Raw genomic sequence first — 16822 nt, forward strand, 5'->3', positions numbered from 1 at the left:
CGTGCCTCTTTCGCTACTTATTCTGGCCCTGAGCGCCTTCGCCATCGGGACGACCGAGTTCGTCATCATGGGCCTGTTGCCCGACGTCGCCACTGACTTGGGCGTGAGCATTCCCGGTGCGGGCTGGCTCGTCACGGGTTACGCATTGGGTGTCGCCATCGGCGCGCCGTTCATGGCGATGGCCACTTCGCGGTTACCACGCAAAGCGGCGCTGGTGATCCTCATGGGCATCTTCATCATCGGCAACCTGCTCTGCGCCGTCGCCACTGATTACAACGTGCTGATGTTCGCCCGCGTCGTGACTGCTTTGTGTCACGGTGCGTTCTTCGGCATCGGTTCGGTCGTCGCGGCAGGCCTGGTGCCCGCCAACCGCCGCGCTTCCGCTGTCGCCTTGATGTTCACCGGCCTGACCCTGGCCAACGTGCTGGGTGTGCCGCTCGGTACGGCACTGGGTCAACAGGCGGGTTGGCGCTCGACGTTCTACGCGGTGACCGTGATCGGCGTGATTGCGTTCATCGGCCTGATCCGCTTCCTGCCCGCCAAACGTGACGAAGAAAAACTCGACATGCGTGCCGAATTGGCAGTGCTCAAGGGCGCCGGTATCTGGCTTTCGCTGAGCATGACCGCTTTGTTCGCTGCGTCCGTATTTGCCCTGTTTACTTATGTCGCACCGTTGCTGGGTGAAATCACCGGGGTATCGCCACATGGCGTGACCTGGACACTCATGCTGATCGGCCTGGGCCTGACCCTCGGTAACATCATCGGCGGCAAGCTGGCGGATCGTCGTTTGGCCGCCACGCTGATCGGCGTGTTCATCACCATGGCCGTGGTCTCGACTGTCCTGAGCTGGACCAGCGTCGCGCTGATTCCGGCCGAAATCACATTGTTCCTGTGGGCCGTCGCCTGTTTTGCCGCCGTGCCTGCGTTGCAGATCAACGTCGTGACCTTCGGTAAAGATGCCCCGAATCTGGTGTCCACCCTGAACATCGGCGCCTTCAACGTCGGCAACGCCTTGGGCGCCTGGGTCGGCGGCAGTGTCATCGCCCACGGTTTTGGCCTCACCAGCGTGCCGTTGGCCGCTGGCGCCCTGGCGGTGCTGGCCCTGATGGTGACTCTGATCAATTTCCGTCAGCGCGGCGATGCCGAGCTGGCTGCTGTGGCGAACTGAGCCTCTAGAGTCAGCGCTTCAGCGACATGCGTTAAAAGACTGCGGATTCAACCTTTACAGATTTCACTGAGGATACCTTCCGATGACCACGATTTTTGACCCGATCAAGATCGGCGAACTCGATCTGAACAACCGCATCGTCATGGCACCGCTGACCCGCTGCCGCGCCGACGAAGGCCGCGTGCCCAACGCGATGATGGCCGAGTATTACGTGCAGCGCGCCTCGGCTGGTCTGATCATCACCGAAGCCACCTCGGTCACCGCAATGGGCGTCGGTTACCCCGACACACCGGGCATCTGGTCCAACGATCAGGTCCGTGGCTGGAGCAACATCACCAAGGCCGTTCACGCGGCGGGCGGCAAGATCGTGTTGCAACTGTGGCACGTGGGCCGTGTTTCCCACCCGATCTACCTGAACGGTGAAGCGCCGGTCGCACCGAGCGCCGTTCAACAGAAAGGCCACGTCAGCCTGGTTCGCCCACTGGCCGACTACCCGACGCCGCGTGCGCTGGAGCTGGCTGAAATCGAAGACGTGGTCGAGGCCTACCGCGTGGGTGCCGAGAACGCCAAGGCTGCCGGTTTTGACGGCGTGGAGATCCACGGCGCCAACGGTTACCTGCTCGACCAGTTCCTGCAGACCAGCACCAACCAGCGCACCGACATTTATGGCGGTTCCGTAGAAAATCGTGCACGCCTGATGCTGGAAGTGACCGACGCCGTCGTAGAAGTCTGGGGCGCTGGCCGCGTAGGCATGCACCTCTCGCCACGCGCCGACCTGCACGACATGGGCGACGACAACCTGGCCGAGACCTTCACCTACGTCGCGACAGAGCTCGGCAAGCGCGGGATCGCCTTCCTGTGTGCCCGCGAACGCGAACTCGACGACAGCTTGTCGCCGCGCCTGAAACAAGCGTTTGGTGGGGTGTTCATCGCCAACGAGAAATTCACCAAAGACAGCGCCAACGAATGGCTGGAAAGTGGCAAGGCCGACGCCGTCGCATTCGGCGTGCCGTTCATCGCCAACCCTGACCTGCCTGCGCGCCTGGAGAAGGATGCGCCGCTGAACGAGCCGCATCCAGAGACGTTCTACGCCAAAGGGCCGGTGGGTTATATCGACTATCCGGCGTTGTAAGGCCCGATAATCTGACGCGCCCCTGTGGGAGCGAGTTCATCCGCGAGAGGGCGGTACATTTGATCGAAATCTGTCGAATGTACCCCTGCATCACGAATGAATTCGCTCCCACAGGTCGATTGGCGCCATCGTCAGAGCCCTACTGCGCCCGCGAATTGATCTGCTGCGACAACGTCTGAATCTGGCTCTGCAACGTGTTCAGGTTGCGGGTCATCTGCCCACGGAACGCATCGAATTCCTGGGTGCTCGCCCCTGAAGACGCCGCCTGCGCCGAACGGTTGTCCTGCTCGCTCTTGAGCACAATCATGTCCTGCTCCAGACGCTCGATGGTCTGACTGTTGTTGCTCTTCTTCAGATTTGCCACGTCCGCGCTCAAGCTCTTGAGCTGCGAATCCAGACGATCCTGATCGGCCTGCGCCGACTTGCCATCCGGCATCGCGGCTTTTAGTGCCGCCAACTCCGTGGTCACGGCCTTGAGCTGATCCTGCAATTGCTGGTTCGTGGCCTGTTGCTGTGTCGCTTGCGTGGCGATGGTTTCCAGACGTTTGTCCAGACCGCCCTGCACCCCGGCCGCGCCCTGCTGCTGTTTGCTCTGCTCGGCGAGTTGATCCTGCAGCGCCTTGATTTCAGCTTTCAGCGCTTCACCGCCGCTGTTGGCGACCGATTCAGTGGCTACAACCTTGCCGGAAATGTCCTGCAGACGCCCCGCCGCTTCCTCACTGATCCGCGCGAAGCTTTCTTGCGTGGCGACCAGTTGCTGTTCCATCAACGAGACCTGCTGAAAACTCCACCAGCCCAGGCCACAAAACGCGATGAACAGCGCGCCAATCAACGCCCACAACGCGCCTGTACCCGGCGCTTTCACCTTCACCACCGGCGTGGTGCGCGAGTACACCGTGGTGCGCTCGCGAGCGCCCGCCGTGGTCGGAATAAAATCGTCGTCATCATCTTTGGCGCTGAGGCTCGGGACGTCATCGACGTCGTCATACGGATCTTTGCGCATGCGTTTCCCTTTGAAATCCGTTGAATCTTGAAGGGCGGATTCACTCCGCCGAACGTTAGGACCACCCGAATCGTCGGGTGTTTTACAGCTCGGCGCCGTGTTGGGCTTTCCACCAGCCACAGAACTCGTCCAGCGCGGTCCAGACGCTGACCTTGGGCTGGTAATCCAGATAATACTGGGCGCGGCTGATATCAAGCGTGAAATCTCGACTCATCACCTGCATTCCGATTCTCGACAGCGTCGGTTCAGGTCGGCCGGGCCAGAGCAGGCACGCGGCCTCGTTGATCGCCGCGGCGCTGTACGCCAGGCCGTACGAGCGATAACGGGTGACAGGCGGCAATTCCATCTGGCGCATCACGTAATTGACCACATCCCAGATCGGAATCGGCGTGCCATTACTGATGTTGTAGGCCTTGCCCAGCGCCGACCCCGTCGCCAGCAGACTGCTGAGCAGGGCTTCGTTGAGGTTCTGGATGCTGGTGAAGTCGACCTTGTTCAGCCCGTTGCCGATGATCGACAGGCGCTTCTTGCGCTGCATCTGCATCAGGCGCGGGAAGATGCTGGTGTCGCCCGCCCCCGTGACGAAACGGGGCCGCAGTGCGATCACTTCGAGGCCGAACTCTTCGGCGCCGAATACTTTCTGCTCGGCCAGGTATTTGGTGGCCGCGTAGTGATTGTGGAACCGTTTCGGCACCTGCTCCTCGCGGATGTTCAGGTGCGCGTGGCCGTCGAAATAAATAGAAGGCGATGACAGGTGGACCAGCCGCCGCACCTGCTGCTTGAGGCAGGCCTCGACCACGTTTTCAGTGACTTGCACGTTGCCCTGATGGAAGTCCTGACGACGCCCCCAGTTGCCCACCGCTCCGGCGCAATGCACCACGGCTTCGACGTCGTCACACAAAGCCTGCACCAGTTCCGGGTCGTTCAGGTCGCCCTGAATGAACTCGGCACCCCGACGTACCAGGTGCTCGACGCCTTGCGCACGACGGCCGTTGACCCGAACGCTCAACCCCTGCTCCAGCGCAAAACGCGCGAAGCGTCCGCCGATGAAGCCGCTCGCGCCGGTGACCAGAATCTTCATTTACCGCTCCATCTCATCTGTACATTTCGCACCGAGCGCCGCCGTGATGGCGTCGGACGGTCAATTGTAGGTCCCGTTTATTCAATACCGGCAGTGACGCTCAATCCGCTGCCAGCGGCACTAACCATTGCCCGGCTTTTTTTGCGAGGTGATCGGTCAGCTGCGTCAGCAATTGCCCGCCATTGCGCCAATGATGCCAGTACAACGGCACATCGATGCAGCGATCCCTCAACAATTCCACCAGTTTTCCGCTGGCCAGTTGCTCACGCACCTGCAATTCCGGCACCAGCCCCCAGCCCATGCCGGCTTCGGTCATGCGCATGAAACCCTCTGACGACGGGCAAAGGTGGTGCTGAAAACCGCCCTCGACGCCCAGCGATTCCAGATACCGGTGCTGGAGGAAATCATCCGGGCCGAACACCAGCGCCGGGGTCTGCGCCAACCCCTGCGGGGTCACGCCGTTCGGAAAATGCCGGGCGATGAACGCAGGGCTGGCCAACGCACGATAGCGCATGGCGCCCAACAGCAAACTGCGTGCCCCGGCCACGGGCCGCTCGCTGCCGCACAGACACGCCGCCACTTCCCCGGCGCGCATGCGTTTGAGGCCCACTTCCTGATCTTCGACCACCAGTTCAGTCAGCAGGTGATGCTCGCTGCAAAAATCCCCCACCGCCTGCGCCCACCAGGTTGCCAGGCTGTCGGCGTTGAGCGCGATGCGCAGACGTTCGGGGGCGCCGCCCTCATCCAGCGCCGGGACCAAGGTCTGCAAGTCGCGTTCGAGCAAGCGCACCTGCTGCACATGGTTGAGCAAGCGCCGACCGATTTCGGTGGGCGTCGGCGGCGTGGCCCGCACCAACACCGGCTGACCGACCCGGGCCTCCAGCAGTTTGATCCGCTGGGACACCGCCGATTGCGACAACCCCAATACCTGTGCTGCGCGTTCGAACCCGGCCTGTTCGACGACAGCCGCCAACGCGGAAAGCAATTTGTAATCGAACATCACTTTTCCTAATGAGCGATCAGGATTATTGGTTTTTCTTATACAGCCTCAGCCGCGACAATCGCCACATCTTCTTAGCAACACCGTCATTTCGGAGCACTTCATCATGTGGCAAAGCTACCTCAACGGACTGCTGGTCGCGTTCGGCCTGATCATGGCCATCGGCACCCAGAATGCGTACGTGCTGGCGCAAAGTCTGCGTCGCGAGCATCACCTGTCCGTGGCCGTGCTGTGCATCGTGTGCGATGTGGTGCTGGTGGCGGCCGGGGTCTTCGGGCTTGCGAACGTGCTGGCTCATAACCCGACGTTGCTGGCCGTGGCGCGCTGGGGCGGCGTGGTGTTTCTGCTGTGGTATGGCGCCAAGGCGTTGCGTCGTGCGCTGTCGCCCCAGAGCTTGCAGGAAGGCGACGCCAATGGTCAGCGCTCACGTCGCGCCGTATTGCTGACAGCGATCGCGGTGACGCTGCTCAACCCTCATGTGTACCTCGACACCGTGTTGCTGATTGGTTCGCTCGGCGCTCAACAGACCGAACCGAGCGCTTACGTGGCCGGTGCCGCCAGCGCGTCGCTGCTGTGGTTCTCGACCCTCGCCATCGGCGCCGCCTGGCTCGCCCCCTGGCTGGCGCGCCCCGCCACCTGGCGCCTGCTGGACTTGATGGTTGCGGTGATGATGTTCAGCGTGGCGGTGCAACTGATTCGCTCGGCATAAGCCAGGCACACCGACAAACACCTGTAGGAGCGAATTCATTCGCGAGAGGGCGGCACATCCGATAGATATCCGTCGAATGTCCCCATGCATCGCGAATGAATTCACTCCTGCAGATTTCGCGTTTACGGCAAGCCGTCGGGCAATAGCGAACTTCATCAATGACCGCCCCGCCGCTCATCAAATCTTTCCATCACCTCCAAAGCAAAGCTCTGGAACCTCTATCCCACACAGTTGTTGCGTGGTTATGGGCCGGGGCCGGTGCTATGATCCAGCCCCTACGCCGCAAAGAGTAAAAACTCGCCGGCGTATTTTGTCTGGCCGTCCGTGATCGGCCTTGCGCTAACCGCAACCTGACCTGATTAGGAGAATTACCATGGCTTTCGAATTGCCGCCGCTGCCGTACGCACACGATGCTCTGGCACCGCACATCTCCAAGGAAACGCTGGAATATCACCACGACAAACACCACAACACCTATGTCGTGAACCTGAACAACCTGGTCCCAGGCACCGAGTTCGAAGGCAAGACGCTGGAAGAAATCGTCAAATCTTCTTCGGGCGGCATCTTCAACAACGCAGCCCAGGTCTGGAACCACACCTTCTACTGGAACTGCCTGGCGCCTAACGCTGGCGGCCAACCGACCGGCGCTCTGGCTGATGCCATCAACGCTGCGTTCGGCTCGTTCGACAAGTTCAAAGAAGAATTCAGCAAGACCTCCATTGGCACCTTCGGCTCCGGCTGGGGCTGGCTGGTGAAGAAGGCTGACGGTTCCCTGGCACTGGCCAGCACCATCGGCGCCGGTAACCCGCTGACCAGCGGTGACACCCCGCTGCTGACCTGCGACGTCTGGGAACACGCTTACTACATCGACTACCGTAACCTGCGTCCAAAATACGTTGAGGCGTTCTGGAACCTGGTGAACTGGAAGTTCGTCGCTGAGCAGTTCGAAGGCAAGGCTTTCACTGCCTGATTACGGCATCGAACGCTGTTTTGAAGAAAAACCCGGCCTGTCCGGGTTTTTTTTCGCCTTCTGTTCGTCCTTTATGTATTGTCAGAAAACGATAGCGGACTAATATCAGTTTCCGCCGGATATCGACGAAGCGAGGCTCAAGTTCCGCCTCCTGTTTACCGACACAGTGTTGATAGCCTTACTTGCCTGCATGTGAATCGTTATCCAAATGAAACAGGTCAGAGGTGTATCAAGACCTTGACCCGAAGGTCTGCATTGCCAATGCTTGCAAGCAGTCGCCCAGCATGGATGAAGGAATGCCCATTTGAAGCTGGAACTCAAAAACAGCTTGTCGGTGAAGCTGCTGCGTGTGGTGTTGTTGTCGGCGCTGGTCGTGGGCGTTGTGCTCAGCTGCGCGCAGATCGTGTACGACGCCTACAAAACGCGCCAGGCGGTTGCCACTGACGCCGAGCGGATTCTCGACATGTTCCGGGACCCGTCGACTCAGGCTGTCTATAGCCTGGACCGGGAAATGGGCATGCAGGTCATTGAAGGCCTGTTCCAGGACAAGGCCGTGCGCATGGCGTCCATTGGTCATCCCAACGAGACGCTGCTTGCGGAAAAAACCCGTGACCTCAAACCTTCTCCCACGCGCTGGCTGACCGACCCGATTCTCGGCCAGGAGCGCAGCTTCACCACCCAATTGGTCGGCCGCAGCCCGTACAGCGAATACTACGGCGACCTGCGTATCACGCTGGACACCGCGACTTACGGCGAAGGCTTTCTGATCAATTCGATGATCATTTTCATCTCTGGCGTGCTGCGAGCGCTGGCCATGGGCCTCGTGCTGTATCTCGTCTATCACTGGCTGCTGACCAAGCCGCTGTCGCGCATCATCGAACACCTGACCAGCATCAATCCCGACCGCCCCAGTGAGCACCAGTTGCCGCTGCTCAAGGGCCACGAGAAAAACGAGCTGGGCATCTGGGTCAACACCGCCAACGAGTTGCTGGCGTCTATCGAACGCAATACCCATCTGCGTCACGAAGCGGAATCCAGCCTGCTGCGCATGGCGCAATACGACTTTCTGACCGGCCTCCCCAATCGCCAGCAATTGCAGCAGCAACTGGACAAGATTCTGATCGACGCCGGTAAGGTGCAGCATCGCGTCGCCGTGTTGTGCGTCGGTCTGGACGATTTCAAAGGCATCAACGAACAATTCAGCTATCAGGCCGGCGACCAATTGCTGCTGGCACTGGCCGACCGTCTGCGCAGCCACAGTGGCCGTCTCGGCGCGCTGGCACGGCTGGGGGGCGACCAGTTCGCGCTGGTTCAGGCCGACATCGAGCAGCCTTACGAAGCCGCCGAACTGGCACAGAATATCCTCGATGACCTGGAGGCGCCGTTTTCCGTGGACGGGGAAGAAATCCGCCTGCGCGCCACCATCGGCATCACCCTGTTCCCGGAAGATGGCGACAGCACCGAGAAGCTGCTGCAGAAAGCCGAACAGACCATGACCCTGGCCAAGGCCCGTTCGCGCAACCGTTACCAGTTCTACATCGCCAGCGTCGACAGCGAAATGCGCCGCCGCCGCGAGTTGGAAAAAGACCTGCGCGAAGCCTTGGTGCGCAATCAGTTTCACCTTGTCTACCAGCCGCAGATCAGCTACCGCGATCAACGGGTGGTGGGCGTGGAAGCACTGATTCGCTGGACGCATCCCGAGCATGGCTTCGTGCCGCCCGACCAGTTCATTCCGCTGGCCGAACAGAACGGCACCATCATTGCCATCGGCGAATGGGTGCTGGATCAAGCCTGTAAACAGCTGCGTGAATGGCACGATCAGGGCTTCACCGACCTGCGCATGGCGGTCAACCTGTCCACTGTTCAACTGCACCACTCCGAACTGCCGCGCGTGGTCAACAACCTGCTACAGATATACCGCCTGCCGCCGCGCAGTCTTGAGCTGGAAGTCACCGAAACCGGCCTGATGGAAGACATCAGCACCGCTGCCCAACACCTGCTCAGCCTGCGCCGCTCTGGCGCGCTGATCGCCATTGATGACTTCGGCACCGGCTATTCGTCCCTGAGTTACCTCAAGAGCTTGCCGCTGGACAAAATCAAAATCGACAAGAGCTTCGTTCAGGACCTGATCGACGACGATGACGACGCCACCATCGTGCGCGCCATTATCCAGCTCGGCAAAAGCCTCGGCATGCAGGTCATCGCCGAAGGCGTGGAAACCACCGAGCAAGAGGCTTACATCATTTCCGAGGGCTGCCACGAAGGTCAGGGCTATTTCTACAGCAAGCCACTGCCTGCCCGTGAGTTGCTGTCGTATCTGAAGCAAGCGCATCGCACCCACATGGGCGTGCTCTAACCACCCACACGCTGTCTGAGTTAGGCTTGCCGGCGGTGAGCCCCTCAAGATCGTCGCCGCTGGCAAGCCATGCGGCTACAGCGTTGGGCTCAAATTCTGTAACAGCTTGAAATATCTCCTCCGTCGGCTCTGGGCATTTTGCCTTTACACCGAATGCAAATCTTTCGCATCATTGCGCGGATTTACTGGCGCTCGCCACCGTTCACACACCTCTCGACGCAGGATTCCGTCATGATTCGTACGCCCCTGGCAACCGCCAGTCTGCTGGCCATCGCTATCGCTTTGGCCGGTTGTGACCAAGGCAAGGACAAGCCCGCTGCCGCCGCTCCGACTCCCGCACCCGCCGCTGCCGCCCCAGCAGCACCTGCTGCCCAACCGGCCGCAACGCCAGCGCAGACCAGCGATGCCGCAGCCAAGGCCGTGGTGGCCAACTACGCGAACATCGTATTTGCCGCGTTCAGCGACGCCGAATCCACTGCGAAGAAACTGAGCACTGCCGTCGACGCCTTCCTTGCCTCCCCGAACGACCAGACCCTGAAAGCCGCTCGCGACGCGTGGCTTGCAGCGCGTGTGCCTTACATGCAGACCGAAGTGTTCCGCTTCGGCAACACCATCATCGACGACTGGGAGGGTCAGGTGAACGCCTGGCCGTTGGACGAAGGCCTGATCGACTACGTCGCCAAGGATTACCAGCATGCCTTGGGCAACCCTGGCGCTACGGCGAATATCATCGCCAATACCTCGATTCAGGTCGGCGAGGACAAAGTCGATGTCACTGAAATCACCCCTGAAAAACTGGCCAGCCTGAACGAACTGGGCGGCGCCGAGGCCAACGTTGCCACGGGTTATCACGCCATTGAATTCCTGCTCTGGGGCCAGGACCTTCACGGCAACGGCCCTGGCGCCGGTGAGCGTCCCGCCAGCGATTACATCGAAGGCAACGGCGGCACGGGCGGTCATAACGACCGTCGTCGCGCCTACCTGAAGGCCGCCACCGACCTGCTGGTGAGCGATCTGGAAGAGATGGTCGGCAACTGGAAGCCAGGCGTCGCCGACAACTACCGCGCCACGCTGGAAGCCGAATCGGGCGAAAGCGGGCTGCGCAAGATGCTGTTCGGCATGGGCAGCCTGTCCCTGGGCGAACTGGCGGGCGAGCGCATGAAGGTCGCACTGGAAGCCAACTCCAGCGAAGACGAGCACGACTGCTTCAGCGACAACACCCACCACTCGCACTTCTACAACGGGCTGGGTATTCGCAATGTTTATCTGGGCGAATACACCCGCGTAGACGGCAGCAAGGTCAGCGGCCCTAGTCTGTCTTCGCTGGTCGGAAAAGCCGATGCTGCAACCGACACCACGCTGCGCGCCGATCTGGACGACACCCAGGCCAAGCTGCAAGTGATCGTCGATCACGCCAACAAGGGCGAGCATTTCGATCAGTTGATCGCCGCAGGCAATACTGCGGGCAATCAGGTCGTGCGTGATGCCATCGCGGCATTGGTCAAGCAGACCGGCGCCATCGAACAGGCCGCAGGCAAGCTGGGCATCACCGATCTGAACCCTGACAACGCCGATCACGAGTTCTGATCGACGCAAAAGAAGCGCTCTTCGGAGCGCGTCTGAATGAACGTCAAATGAAGGCCAATCCACCCTCGGATTGGCCTTTTTTTGTGCGTCATAAAAAGCGTAAAACCCCAGCAAATAAAGGGCTTCTGAGGACCGATCTGTAAGTTTTGTAGGTCTTTTCCTGTTCATTATTTGTCGGATTGAACACCCCGAATTCGCCACCGATCATGCGCACTTCCTTGACCCCATCCCATCCAGGAGGAGACAGACAGTGCCCAAGAGAAATAATAAAAGGCGCCGCGTCAGCAAGCTCAAAACCAACAACTACGGAATCCATTTGCTGGTCGGCATCAAAGGGCCCCGTGCCTGGAAAGTGACGATCTATCGCGATGGCAAGACCCTCAACCGACTTTTCTCATTCTCACGCTATGGCGGCCGTGAAGAGGCCCGCAAGGCGGCTGACGCCTGTCGGGACGAATTGCTGCTCACGTACCTGCCCAAGCTCAGCCGCGACATCCGCCAACGCATCATCGCCACCAACACCAGCGGCTATCCCGGTGTGCATTACCGCTGCTACACCGGCATCGCCTATTGGGTCGCCCGCACCACCTTGCGCAACGGCAGCAGCGTGACCAAGTCGTTCAGGGTCGAACACTACGGGTATGAACGTGCCAAGGAGCTGGCGATTCGCGAACGAGAACGCCAACTCGACAGCATCGGCGACTACCGATGTTTCAAAGTGATCGAAGGTGAAAAACGCATGATGCAGCTTCTGGTGGAGAACCCTTCACTGGATATTTCAGGCTTCTGACGAGGCCGTCTGGTCAGACACCCGCTCTGCCAGCAAATTGGTTACAACACGTTTCGAGAGGCGCTTACAAACGCTAATCCCTCTTATTCCTCACAGACGGGGCTGGTAAGCTTGCTCGCCCCGATTTCCACCCCTTTTGCAGGATCTGTATGACTGCGCGGTTCCGTTTTTCGTTTTACCTGCTGATGGCCTGGGCCCTTGGCGGGTGCGATGACGCCCCGCGTTTCACGTCTGCGGAACCCGGTGAAGCGTTGTCCGGTGGCGCGACCACAGTCAACAAGAGCGACCGCAACGCGTTTTCGCTGCCGTCCGCCAATCTCTCCCCCAGCCGACGCCTGGATTTCAGCGTCGGTAACAGTTTCTTTCGCAACCCGTGGGTCATCGCGCCATCGACAACCACCGCGCGGGACGGCCTCGGGCCGCTGTTCAACACCAACGCCTGCCAGAACTGCCACATCAAGGACGGCCGCGGTCATCCGCCCGAGCCGGGCGCTGATAACGCCGTGTCGATGCTGGTGCGCCTGTCGATTCCCGATGCGCCCGCCTATGCCGAACACATCAAACGGCTGGGCCTGACGCCCGAGCCGGTCTACGGCACACAACTGCAAGACATGGCGATACCCGGCGTCCCCCCCGAGGCCAAGGTGCGCGTCGAGTACGACTCGATGACCGTGCATTTTCGCGACGGCACCCCCGCTCACCTGCGTCGCCCGACGCTGCGAATCACCCAACTCGGTTACGGGCCGATGCACCCTCAAACCCGCGCGTCCGCACGCATCGCGCCGCCGATGATCGGATTGGGTCTGCTCGAAGCCATTCCCGACGCGGCGATCCTGGCCAACGCCAACCCCGATGACAAGAACGGCACCGGCATCACCGGCACGCCCAACTGGGTGTGGGACGACGCGCAGCAAAAGCCCGTATTGGGGCGTTTCGGCTGGAAGGCCGCACAGCCCACCGTCAATCAACAGAACGCCCACGCGCTGGCCGGGGACATGGGGCTGACGTCCCACCTGAAACCTGCTGACGATTGCACCCCTTCGCAAACCGCCTGCAAGGAAGCACCGAGTGGTGAAGGCCCGAATGGCGAACCGGAAGTCAGCGACAACATCTTGCGGCTGATCACTTTCTACGCACGCAACCTGGGGGTCCCGGCCCGTCGCGACGTCGGCGATGCGCAGGTGCTGCAAGGCAAGAATCTGTTCTTCAAGGCCGGGTGTCAGCAATGCCACACGCCGCAGTTCACCACCGCTGCCGATGCGGCCGAACCCGAGCTGGCCAATCAAGTGATCCGCCCCTACACCGACCTCTTGCTGCACGACATGGGCGAAGGGCTGGCCGACAACCTCAGTGAATTTCAGGCCACCGGCCAGCAGTGGCGAACCCCGCCCTTGTGGGGCATCGGGCTGACGCAGACCGTCAGCGGCCACACGCAATTTCTCCACGACGGGCGCGCCCGCGATCTGATGGAAGCAGTGCTGTGGCATGGCGGCGAAGCGTTGCCGGCGCAGCGCCACGTGCTGGCCTTCGACGCAGAACAGCGCGCTGCGCTGCTGGCGTTCCTGAATTCTTTATAAACGCAATTTTCAAACGATAAGGAGCCGGACATGTTCCGTCCCAAGCTGTTGTTCACCAGCCTCGCCGCGCTCGCGCTGGGTGCCTGCACGCCATCGGACCCACAGGCCGTGACGTCCGCCGCCATCGCCAAGCAAGTGATCCTGCCGACCTACAGCCGCTGGGTCGATGCCGACCGGCAACTGGCCGTGAGCGCGCTGACGTTCTGCGAAGGCAAATCCGACCTGGACACCGCCCGCGCCGACTTCCTTCACGCGCAAAAAGCCTGGGCTGAATTGCAGCCACTGCTGATCGGGCCGCTCGCCGAAGGTAACCGTTCGTGGCAAGTCCAGTTCTGGCCAGACAAGAAAAACCTGGTCGGGCGTCAGGTCGAGCAACTGGTCAGCGCGCAGCCGCCGATCAGTGCCGACGCCCTGTCCAAATCCAGCGTCGTGGTTCAAGGCCTTTCGGCCTACGAATACATTTTGTTCGACGCTGAGATCGACATGGCGACCGCCGAACAGAAAGCCCGTTACTGCCCGCTGCTCACTGCCATTGGCGAACGCCAGAAGTCGCTGGCCGAAGACATCCTCAACAGCTGGAACAGCACCGACGGCATGCTCGCGCAGTTGAGCAAGTTTCCGAATCAGCGCTACGCCGATTCTCACGAAGCCATTGCCGAATTGCTGCGCGTGCAGGTCACAGCCCTCGACACCTTGAAGAAAAAACTCGGCACGCCGCTGGGCCGTCAATCCAAGGGTGTGCCACAGCCGTTCCAGGCCGAGGCATGGCGCAGCAAGGCGTCGTTGAGCAGCCTGCAAGCGAGCCTGGCGAGCGCCGAAACCGTGTGGGCGGGCGTGGACAACAAGGGCCTGCGTGGCCTGCTGACTGCCGAACAAAAGCCATTGGCCGACAAGATCGATGCAGCGTATGCCGAGAGCCGCAAACAGCTGGCCGCCCTGAAACCGCCGCTGGCTGATCTGCTGGCGAGCGAACAAGGCCGTCAGCAGTTGAACGCGTTCTACGACAGCCTCAACGCGGTTCATCGCCTGCACGAAGGCGAGCTGGCCAAGGCGTTGGGCATTCAACTGGGTTTCAATGCCAACGATGGTGACTGATATGTTGCGACGTCAGGCCCTTGCCCTCGGCAGCCTTGTGCTCAGCGCCTGCACGCTGGGGGGCTGGACGCTGTTCAAGAAAAAGGGCGAAAGCCCGCTGCTGCTTTCTGCCCGTGACGGTGCAAACGGCCAGCACTATGCCGTGGGCTATCGCGTGGACGGCACGCAGGTGTTTGCCACCCACGTCGCCCAGCGTTGCCACGACATCATCAATCACCCTGAGCTGCCCATCGCGCTGTTCGTTGCCCGACGTCCCGGCACCGAAAGTTATTTGATCGACCTGCGCGACGGACGTCTGTTGCAGACCCTCACGTCCCGACCGAACCGACACTTCTATGGCCACGCCGTCGTCCACAAAAGCGGCGACTGGCTGTACGCCACCGAAAACGACACCACCGATCCGGGGCGCGGTGTGTTGGGGGTCTATCGGTTCGTTGGCGAGCGTCTGGAACACGCGGGCGAAATCTCCACCCACGGCATCGGGCCGCATCAGGTCTCATGGATGCCCGACGGCGAAACACTGGCGGTGGCCAACGGCGGGATTCGCACCGAAGCGGAAAGCCGTGTCGAGATGAACCTCAATGCCATGGAGCCGAGCCTTGTGCTGATGAAACGGGACGGCACGCTCTTGAGCAAGGAAACCTTGTCGCAGCAGATGAACAGCGTGCGGCACATGGCGATTGCCACCGACGGCACGATTGTGGCGGGTCAACAGTTCATGGGGCCCTCTCACGAATCCGCAGAACTGCTGGCAATCAAACGACCGGGGCAGCCGTTTCAGGCGTTTCCGGTGGCTGATCAACAGCTGCAAGCCATGGCGCATTACACGGCCAGCGTGGCAATCCACAACGATTTGCGTCTCGTAGCCTTAACGGCGCCGCGTGGCAATCGTTTCTTCATATGGGATCTGGACAGCGGCACCGTCAAGCTCGATGCACCGCTTCCCGATTGCGCTGGGGTCGGGGCGGTGAAGGACGGGTTTGTCGTCACGTCCGGCCAAGGGCGTTGCCGGTTCTATGATTGCCGTCAAAGCACACTGGTGCCCCAGCCGTTGGAGCTGCCAGCGGGGCTGTGGGACAACCATCTGCATTTGGTGTGATGCAGCCCCTTGAAGGGGCGCGGCGCAGGGCGATACTGGTAACAACACCGAGACACGACTAACGTGCTCGCCTGTTTCATCTGTTTTTCCAAGGAAGTGGAATATGTTGCGTCGCCGCATGTTGATCATGCTGGGAATGGTGTTGATCGTGGTCTTGGCCCTGGGCGGGTACAAGGCGTTTTCGGTCTACAAACAGATCCAGCAATTCACCGCCCCAAAACCCCCGATCAACGTGGCGGTCGCCGTCGTGACCGAGCAGGCATGGCAGAATCGCCTGCCCGCCATCGGCAGCCTCAAAGCCTTGCAGGGCGTGAACCTGAGCCTCGAAGTGGCGGGCACGGTCAAGGCGTTGCAGTTCGAATCCGGGCAAAAGGTCAAGGCCGGTCAACCGTTGCTGCAACTCGACAGCGACGTGGAAAAAGCCCTGCTGGGCACCGCCGAAGCCGACCTCGGGCTGGCCCAGGTGGATTACGGGCGCGGCAGCAAGCTGGTGGGCGATGCGGCGATCTCCAAAGGCGATTTCGACAAGCTCGCCGCCACCCAGAAAAAAGCCGCCGCGACGGTCGCACAACTCAATGCCTCGTTGGCCAAGAAACGTATTCTCGCGCCCTTCAGCGGCACCATCGGCATTCGTCAGGTGGACGTCGGCGACTACCTCGCCAGCGGCACCGTCATTGCCACGCTGCAAGACTTGAGCAGCCTTTACGTCGATTTCTTCGTGCCCGAACAGGTCCTGCCGAAACTGGCCCTCGGACAGCAGGTGCAGGTCAGCGTCGGGGCCTATCCCGGCAGCACGTTCAACGCCAGCCTCAGTGCTATCAATCCCAAGGTCGAAGACGCCACGCGCAACGTGCTGGTCCGCGCCACCCTGCCCAACCCCGACAGCAAGCTGCTGCCCGGCATGTTCGCCAATCTGCAAGTGATGCTCGGCCAGGACACCCGGGAGTTGGTCGTGCCGGAAAGCACCATCACCTACACGCTGTACGGCAACTCGGTGTTCGTCATCGTCCCGAAAAAGAACGCCGACGGGCAACCCGAGAAGACCACCAAAGGCGAGCAGCAACTGGCCGTGGAGCGGCGCTTCGTCGAAACCGGCGAGCGGCGCGGTGGCCTGGTAATCATCCGCAAGGGTTTGAAAACGGGCGAGCAAGTGGTGACCGGTGGCCAGCTGAAACTGGACAACGGCGCGAGCGTCGCCATCAGTGCCGATCCGGCAGCCCCCGTCGAACAGAGCGGCCAACCCAAGGTTGACTGA

14 protein-coding genes are annotated in these 16822 nt (G+C 60.9%); 11 read left to right on the forward strand and 3 right to left on the reverse strand.

All coding sequences use genetic code 11. The annotated features are described in order from the left end of the window. Position 1 precedes the first annotated feature (1 nt). Positions 2-1168 carry an MFS transporter gene (locus ACWKWE_RS09090; RefSeq protein ID WP_483850315.1) on the forward strand — a complete coding sequence of 389 codons (1167 nt, stop codon included), beginning with the start codon at positions 2-4 and terminating at the stop codon, positions 1166-1168. A gap of 82 nt (positions 1169-1250) precedes the next feature. Further along, positions 1251-2300 (forward strand): alkene reductase, encoded by a 1050-nt coding sequence (locus tag ACWKWE_RS09095; RefSeq protein ID WP_483850316.1) that lies wholly within the window; start codon positions 1251-1253, stop codon positions 2298-2300. A gap of 139 nt (positions 2301-2439) precedes the next feature. Here ACWKWE_RS09095 and ACWKWE_RS09100 read toward each other — a convergent pair whose 3' ends face one another. The 3 genes from ACWKWE_RS09100 to ACWKWE_RS09110 form a co-directional block, all read right to left on the reverse strand. After that, entirely contained in the window at positions 2440-3303 is an 864-nt protein-coding gene (locus tag ACWKWE_RS09100) for an ATPase (protein WP_166596519.1), read from the reverse strand. Positions 3304-3385: 82 nt separating this feature from the next. Then, the gene (locus tag ACWKWE_RS09105) at positions 3386-4384 is read right to left on the reverse strand and encodes an NAD-dependent epimerase/dehydratase family protein (protein ID WP_483850317.1); all 999 of its coding nucleotides are present in this window, start codon (positions 4382-4384) and stop codon (positions 3386-3388) included. A 100-nt stretch (positions 4385-4484) separates the two neighbouring features. After that, positions 4485-5384: a LysR family transcriptional regulator ArgP gene (locus ACWKWE_RS09110; RefSeq protein ID WP_483850318.1), complete on the reverse strand. Its 900-nt coding sequence runs from the start codon at positions 5382-5384 to the stop codon at positions 4485-4487. A gap of 106 nt (positions 5385-5490) precedes the next feature. Between ACWKWE_RS09110 and ACWKWE_RS09115 the strand changes: the two genes are divergently transcribed. The 9 genes from ACWKWE_RS09115 (at position 5491) to ACWKWE_RS09155 (ending at position 16822) form a co-directional block, all read left to right on the forward strand. Further along, positions 5491-6093, forward strand: a complete 603-nt coding sequence (locus ACWKWE_RS09115; RefSeq protein WP_483850319.1) for a LysE/ArgO family amino acid transporter — start codon at positions 5491-5493, stop codon at positions 6091-6093. 373 nt (positions 6094-6466) lie between these two features. Continuing rightward, positions 6467-7063, forward strand: coding sequence for a superoxide dismutase (locus tag ACWKWE_RS09120; protein WP_062384041.1), 597 nt, complete (start codon positions 6467-6469; stop codon positions 7061-7063). A gap of 304 nt (positions 7064-7367) precedes the next feature. Then, on the forward strand, positions 7368-9419 hold the full coding sequence (locus tag ACWKWE_RS09125; RefSeq protein ID WP_166596514.1) for a putative bifunctional diguanylate cyclase/phosphodiesterase: 2052 nt from the start codon (positions 7368-7370) through the stop codon (positions 9417-9419). A gap of 231 nt (positions 9420-9650) precedes the next feature. Beyond that, entirely contained in the window at positions 9651-11006 is a 1356-nt protein-coding gene (locus ACWKWE_RS09130) for an imelysin family protein (protein ID WP_483850320.1), read from the forward strand. A gap of 250 nt (positions 11007-11256) precedes the next feature. Next, positions 11257-11796 carry an AP2/ERF family transcription factor gene (locus ACWKWE_RS09135; protein WP_166596512.1) on the forward strand — a complete coding sequence of 180 codons (540 nt, stop codon included), beginning with the start codon at positions 11257-11259 and terminating at the stop codon, positions 11794-11796. Between the two features lie 149 nt (positions 11797-11945). Next, a complete protein-coding gene (locus tag ACWKWE_RS09140; protein WP_483850321.1) occupies positions 11946-13373 on the forward strand; it encodes a di-heme oxidoreductase family protein in 1428 nt (475 codons plus the stop codon). A gap of 30 nt (positions 13374-13403) precedes the next feature. Then, positions 13404-14468 carry an imelysin family protein gene (locus ACWKWE_RS09145; RefSeq protein WP_483850322.1) on the forward strand — a complete coding sequence of 355 codons (1065 nt, stop codon included), beginning with the start codon at positions 13404-13406 and terminating at the stop codon, positions 14466-14468. 1 nt (position 14469) lies between these two features. Then, on the forward strand, positions 14470-15567 hold the full coding sequence (locus tag ACWKWE_RS09150) for a DUF1513 domain-containing protein (protein ID WP_483850323.1): 1098 nt from the start codon (positions 14470-14472) through the stop codon (positions 15565-15567). A 103-nt stretch (positions 15568-15670) separates the two neighbouring features. Continuing rightward, on the forward strand, positions 15671-16822 hold the full coding sequence (locus tag ACWKWE_RS09155; protein WP_483850324.1) for an efflux RND transporter periplasmic adaptor subunit: 1152 nt from the start codon (positions 15671-15673) through the stop codon (positions 16820-16822).

Source organism: Pseudomonas salicis, from assembly GCF_057128705.1.

Bases quoted from the DNA above. Each gene is read 5' to 3' on its own strand.
- ACWKWE_RS09095 (WP_483850316.1), top strand. From the start codon at position 1,251: ATGACCACGATTTTTGACCCGATCAAGATCGGCGAACTCGATCTGAAC.
- ACWKWE_RS09100 (WP_166596519.1), bottom strand. From the start codon at position 3,303: ATGCGCAAAGATCCGTATGACGACGTCGATGACGTCCCGAGCCTCAGC.
- ACWKWE_RS09105 (WP_483850317.1), bottom strand. From the start codon at position 4,384: ATGAAGATTCTGGTCACCGGCGCGAGCGGCTTCATCGGCGGACGCTTC.
- ACWKWE_RS09110 (WP_483850318.1), bottom strand. From the start codon at position 5,384: ATGTTCGATTACAAATTGCTTTCCGCGTTGGCGGCTGTCGTCGAACAG.
- ACWKWE_RS09115 (WP_483850319.1), top strand. From the start codon at position 5,491: ATGTGGCAAAGCTACCTCAACGGACTGCTGGTCGCGTTCGGCCTGATC.
- ACWKWE_RS09120 (WP_062384041.1), top strand. From the start codon at position 6,467: ATGGCTTTCGAATTGCCGCCGCTGCCGTACGCACACGATGCTCTGGCA.
- ACWKWE_RS09130 (WP_483850320.1), top strand. From the start codon at position 9,651: ATGATTCGTACGCCCCTGGCAACCGCCAGTCTGCTGGCCATCGCTATC.
- ACWKWE_RS09140 (WP_483850321.1), top strand. From the start codon at position 11,946: ATGACTGCGCGGTTCCGTTTTTCGTTTTACCTGCTGATGGCCTGGGCC.
- ACWKWE_RS09145 (WP_483850322.1), top strand. From the start codon at position 13,404: ATGTTCCGTCCCAAGCTGTTGTTCACCAGCCTCGCCGCGCTCGCGCTG.
- ACWKWE_RS09150 (WP_483850323.1), top strand. From the start codon at position 14,470: ATGTTGCGACGTCAGGCCCTTGCCCTCGGCAGCCTTGTGCTCAGCGCC.
- ACWKWE_RS09155 (WP_483850324.1), top strand. From the start codon at position 15,671: ATGTTGCGTCGCCGCATGTTGATCATGCTGGGAATGGTGTTGATCGTG.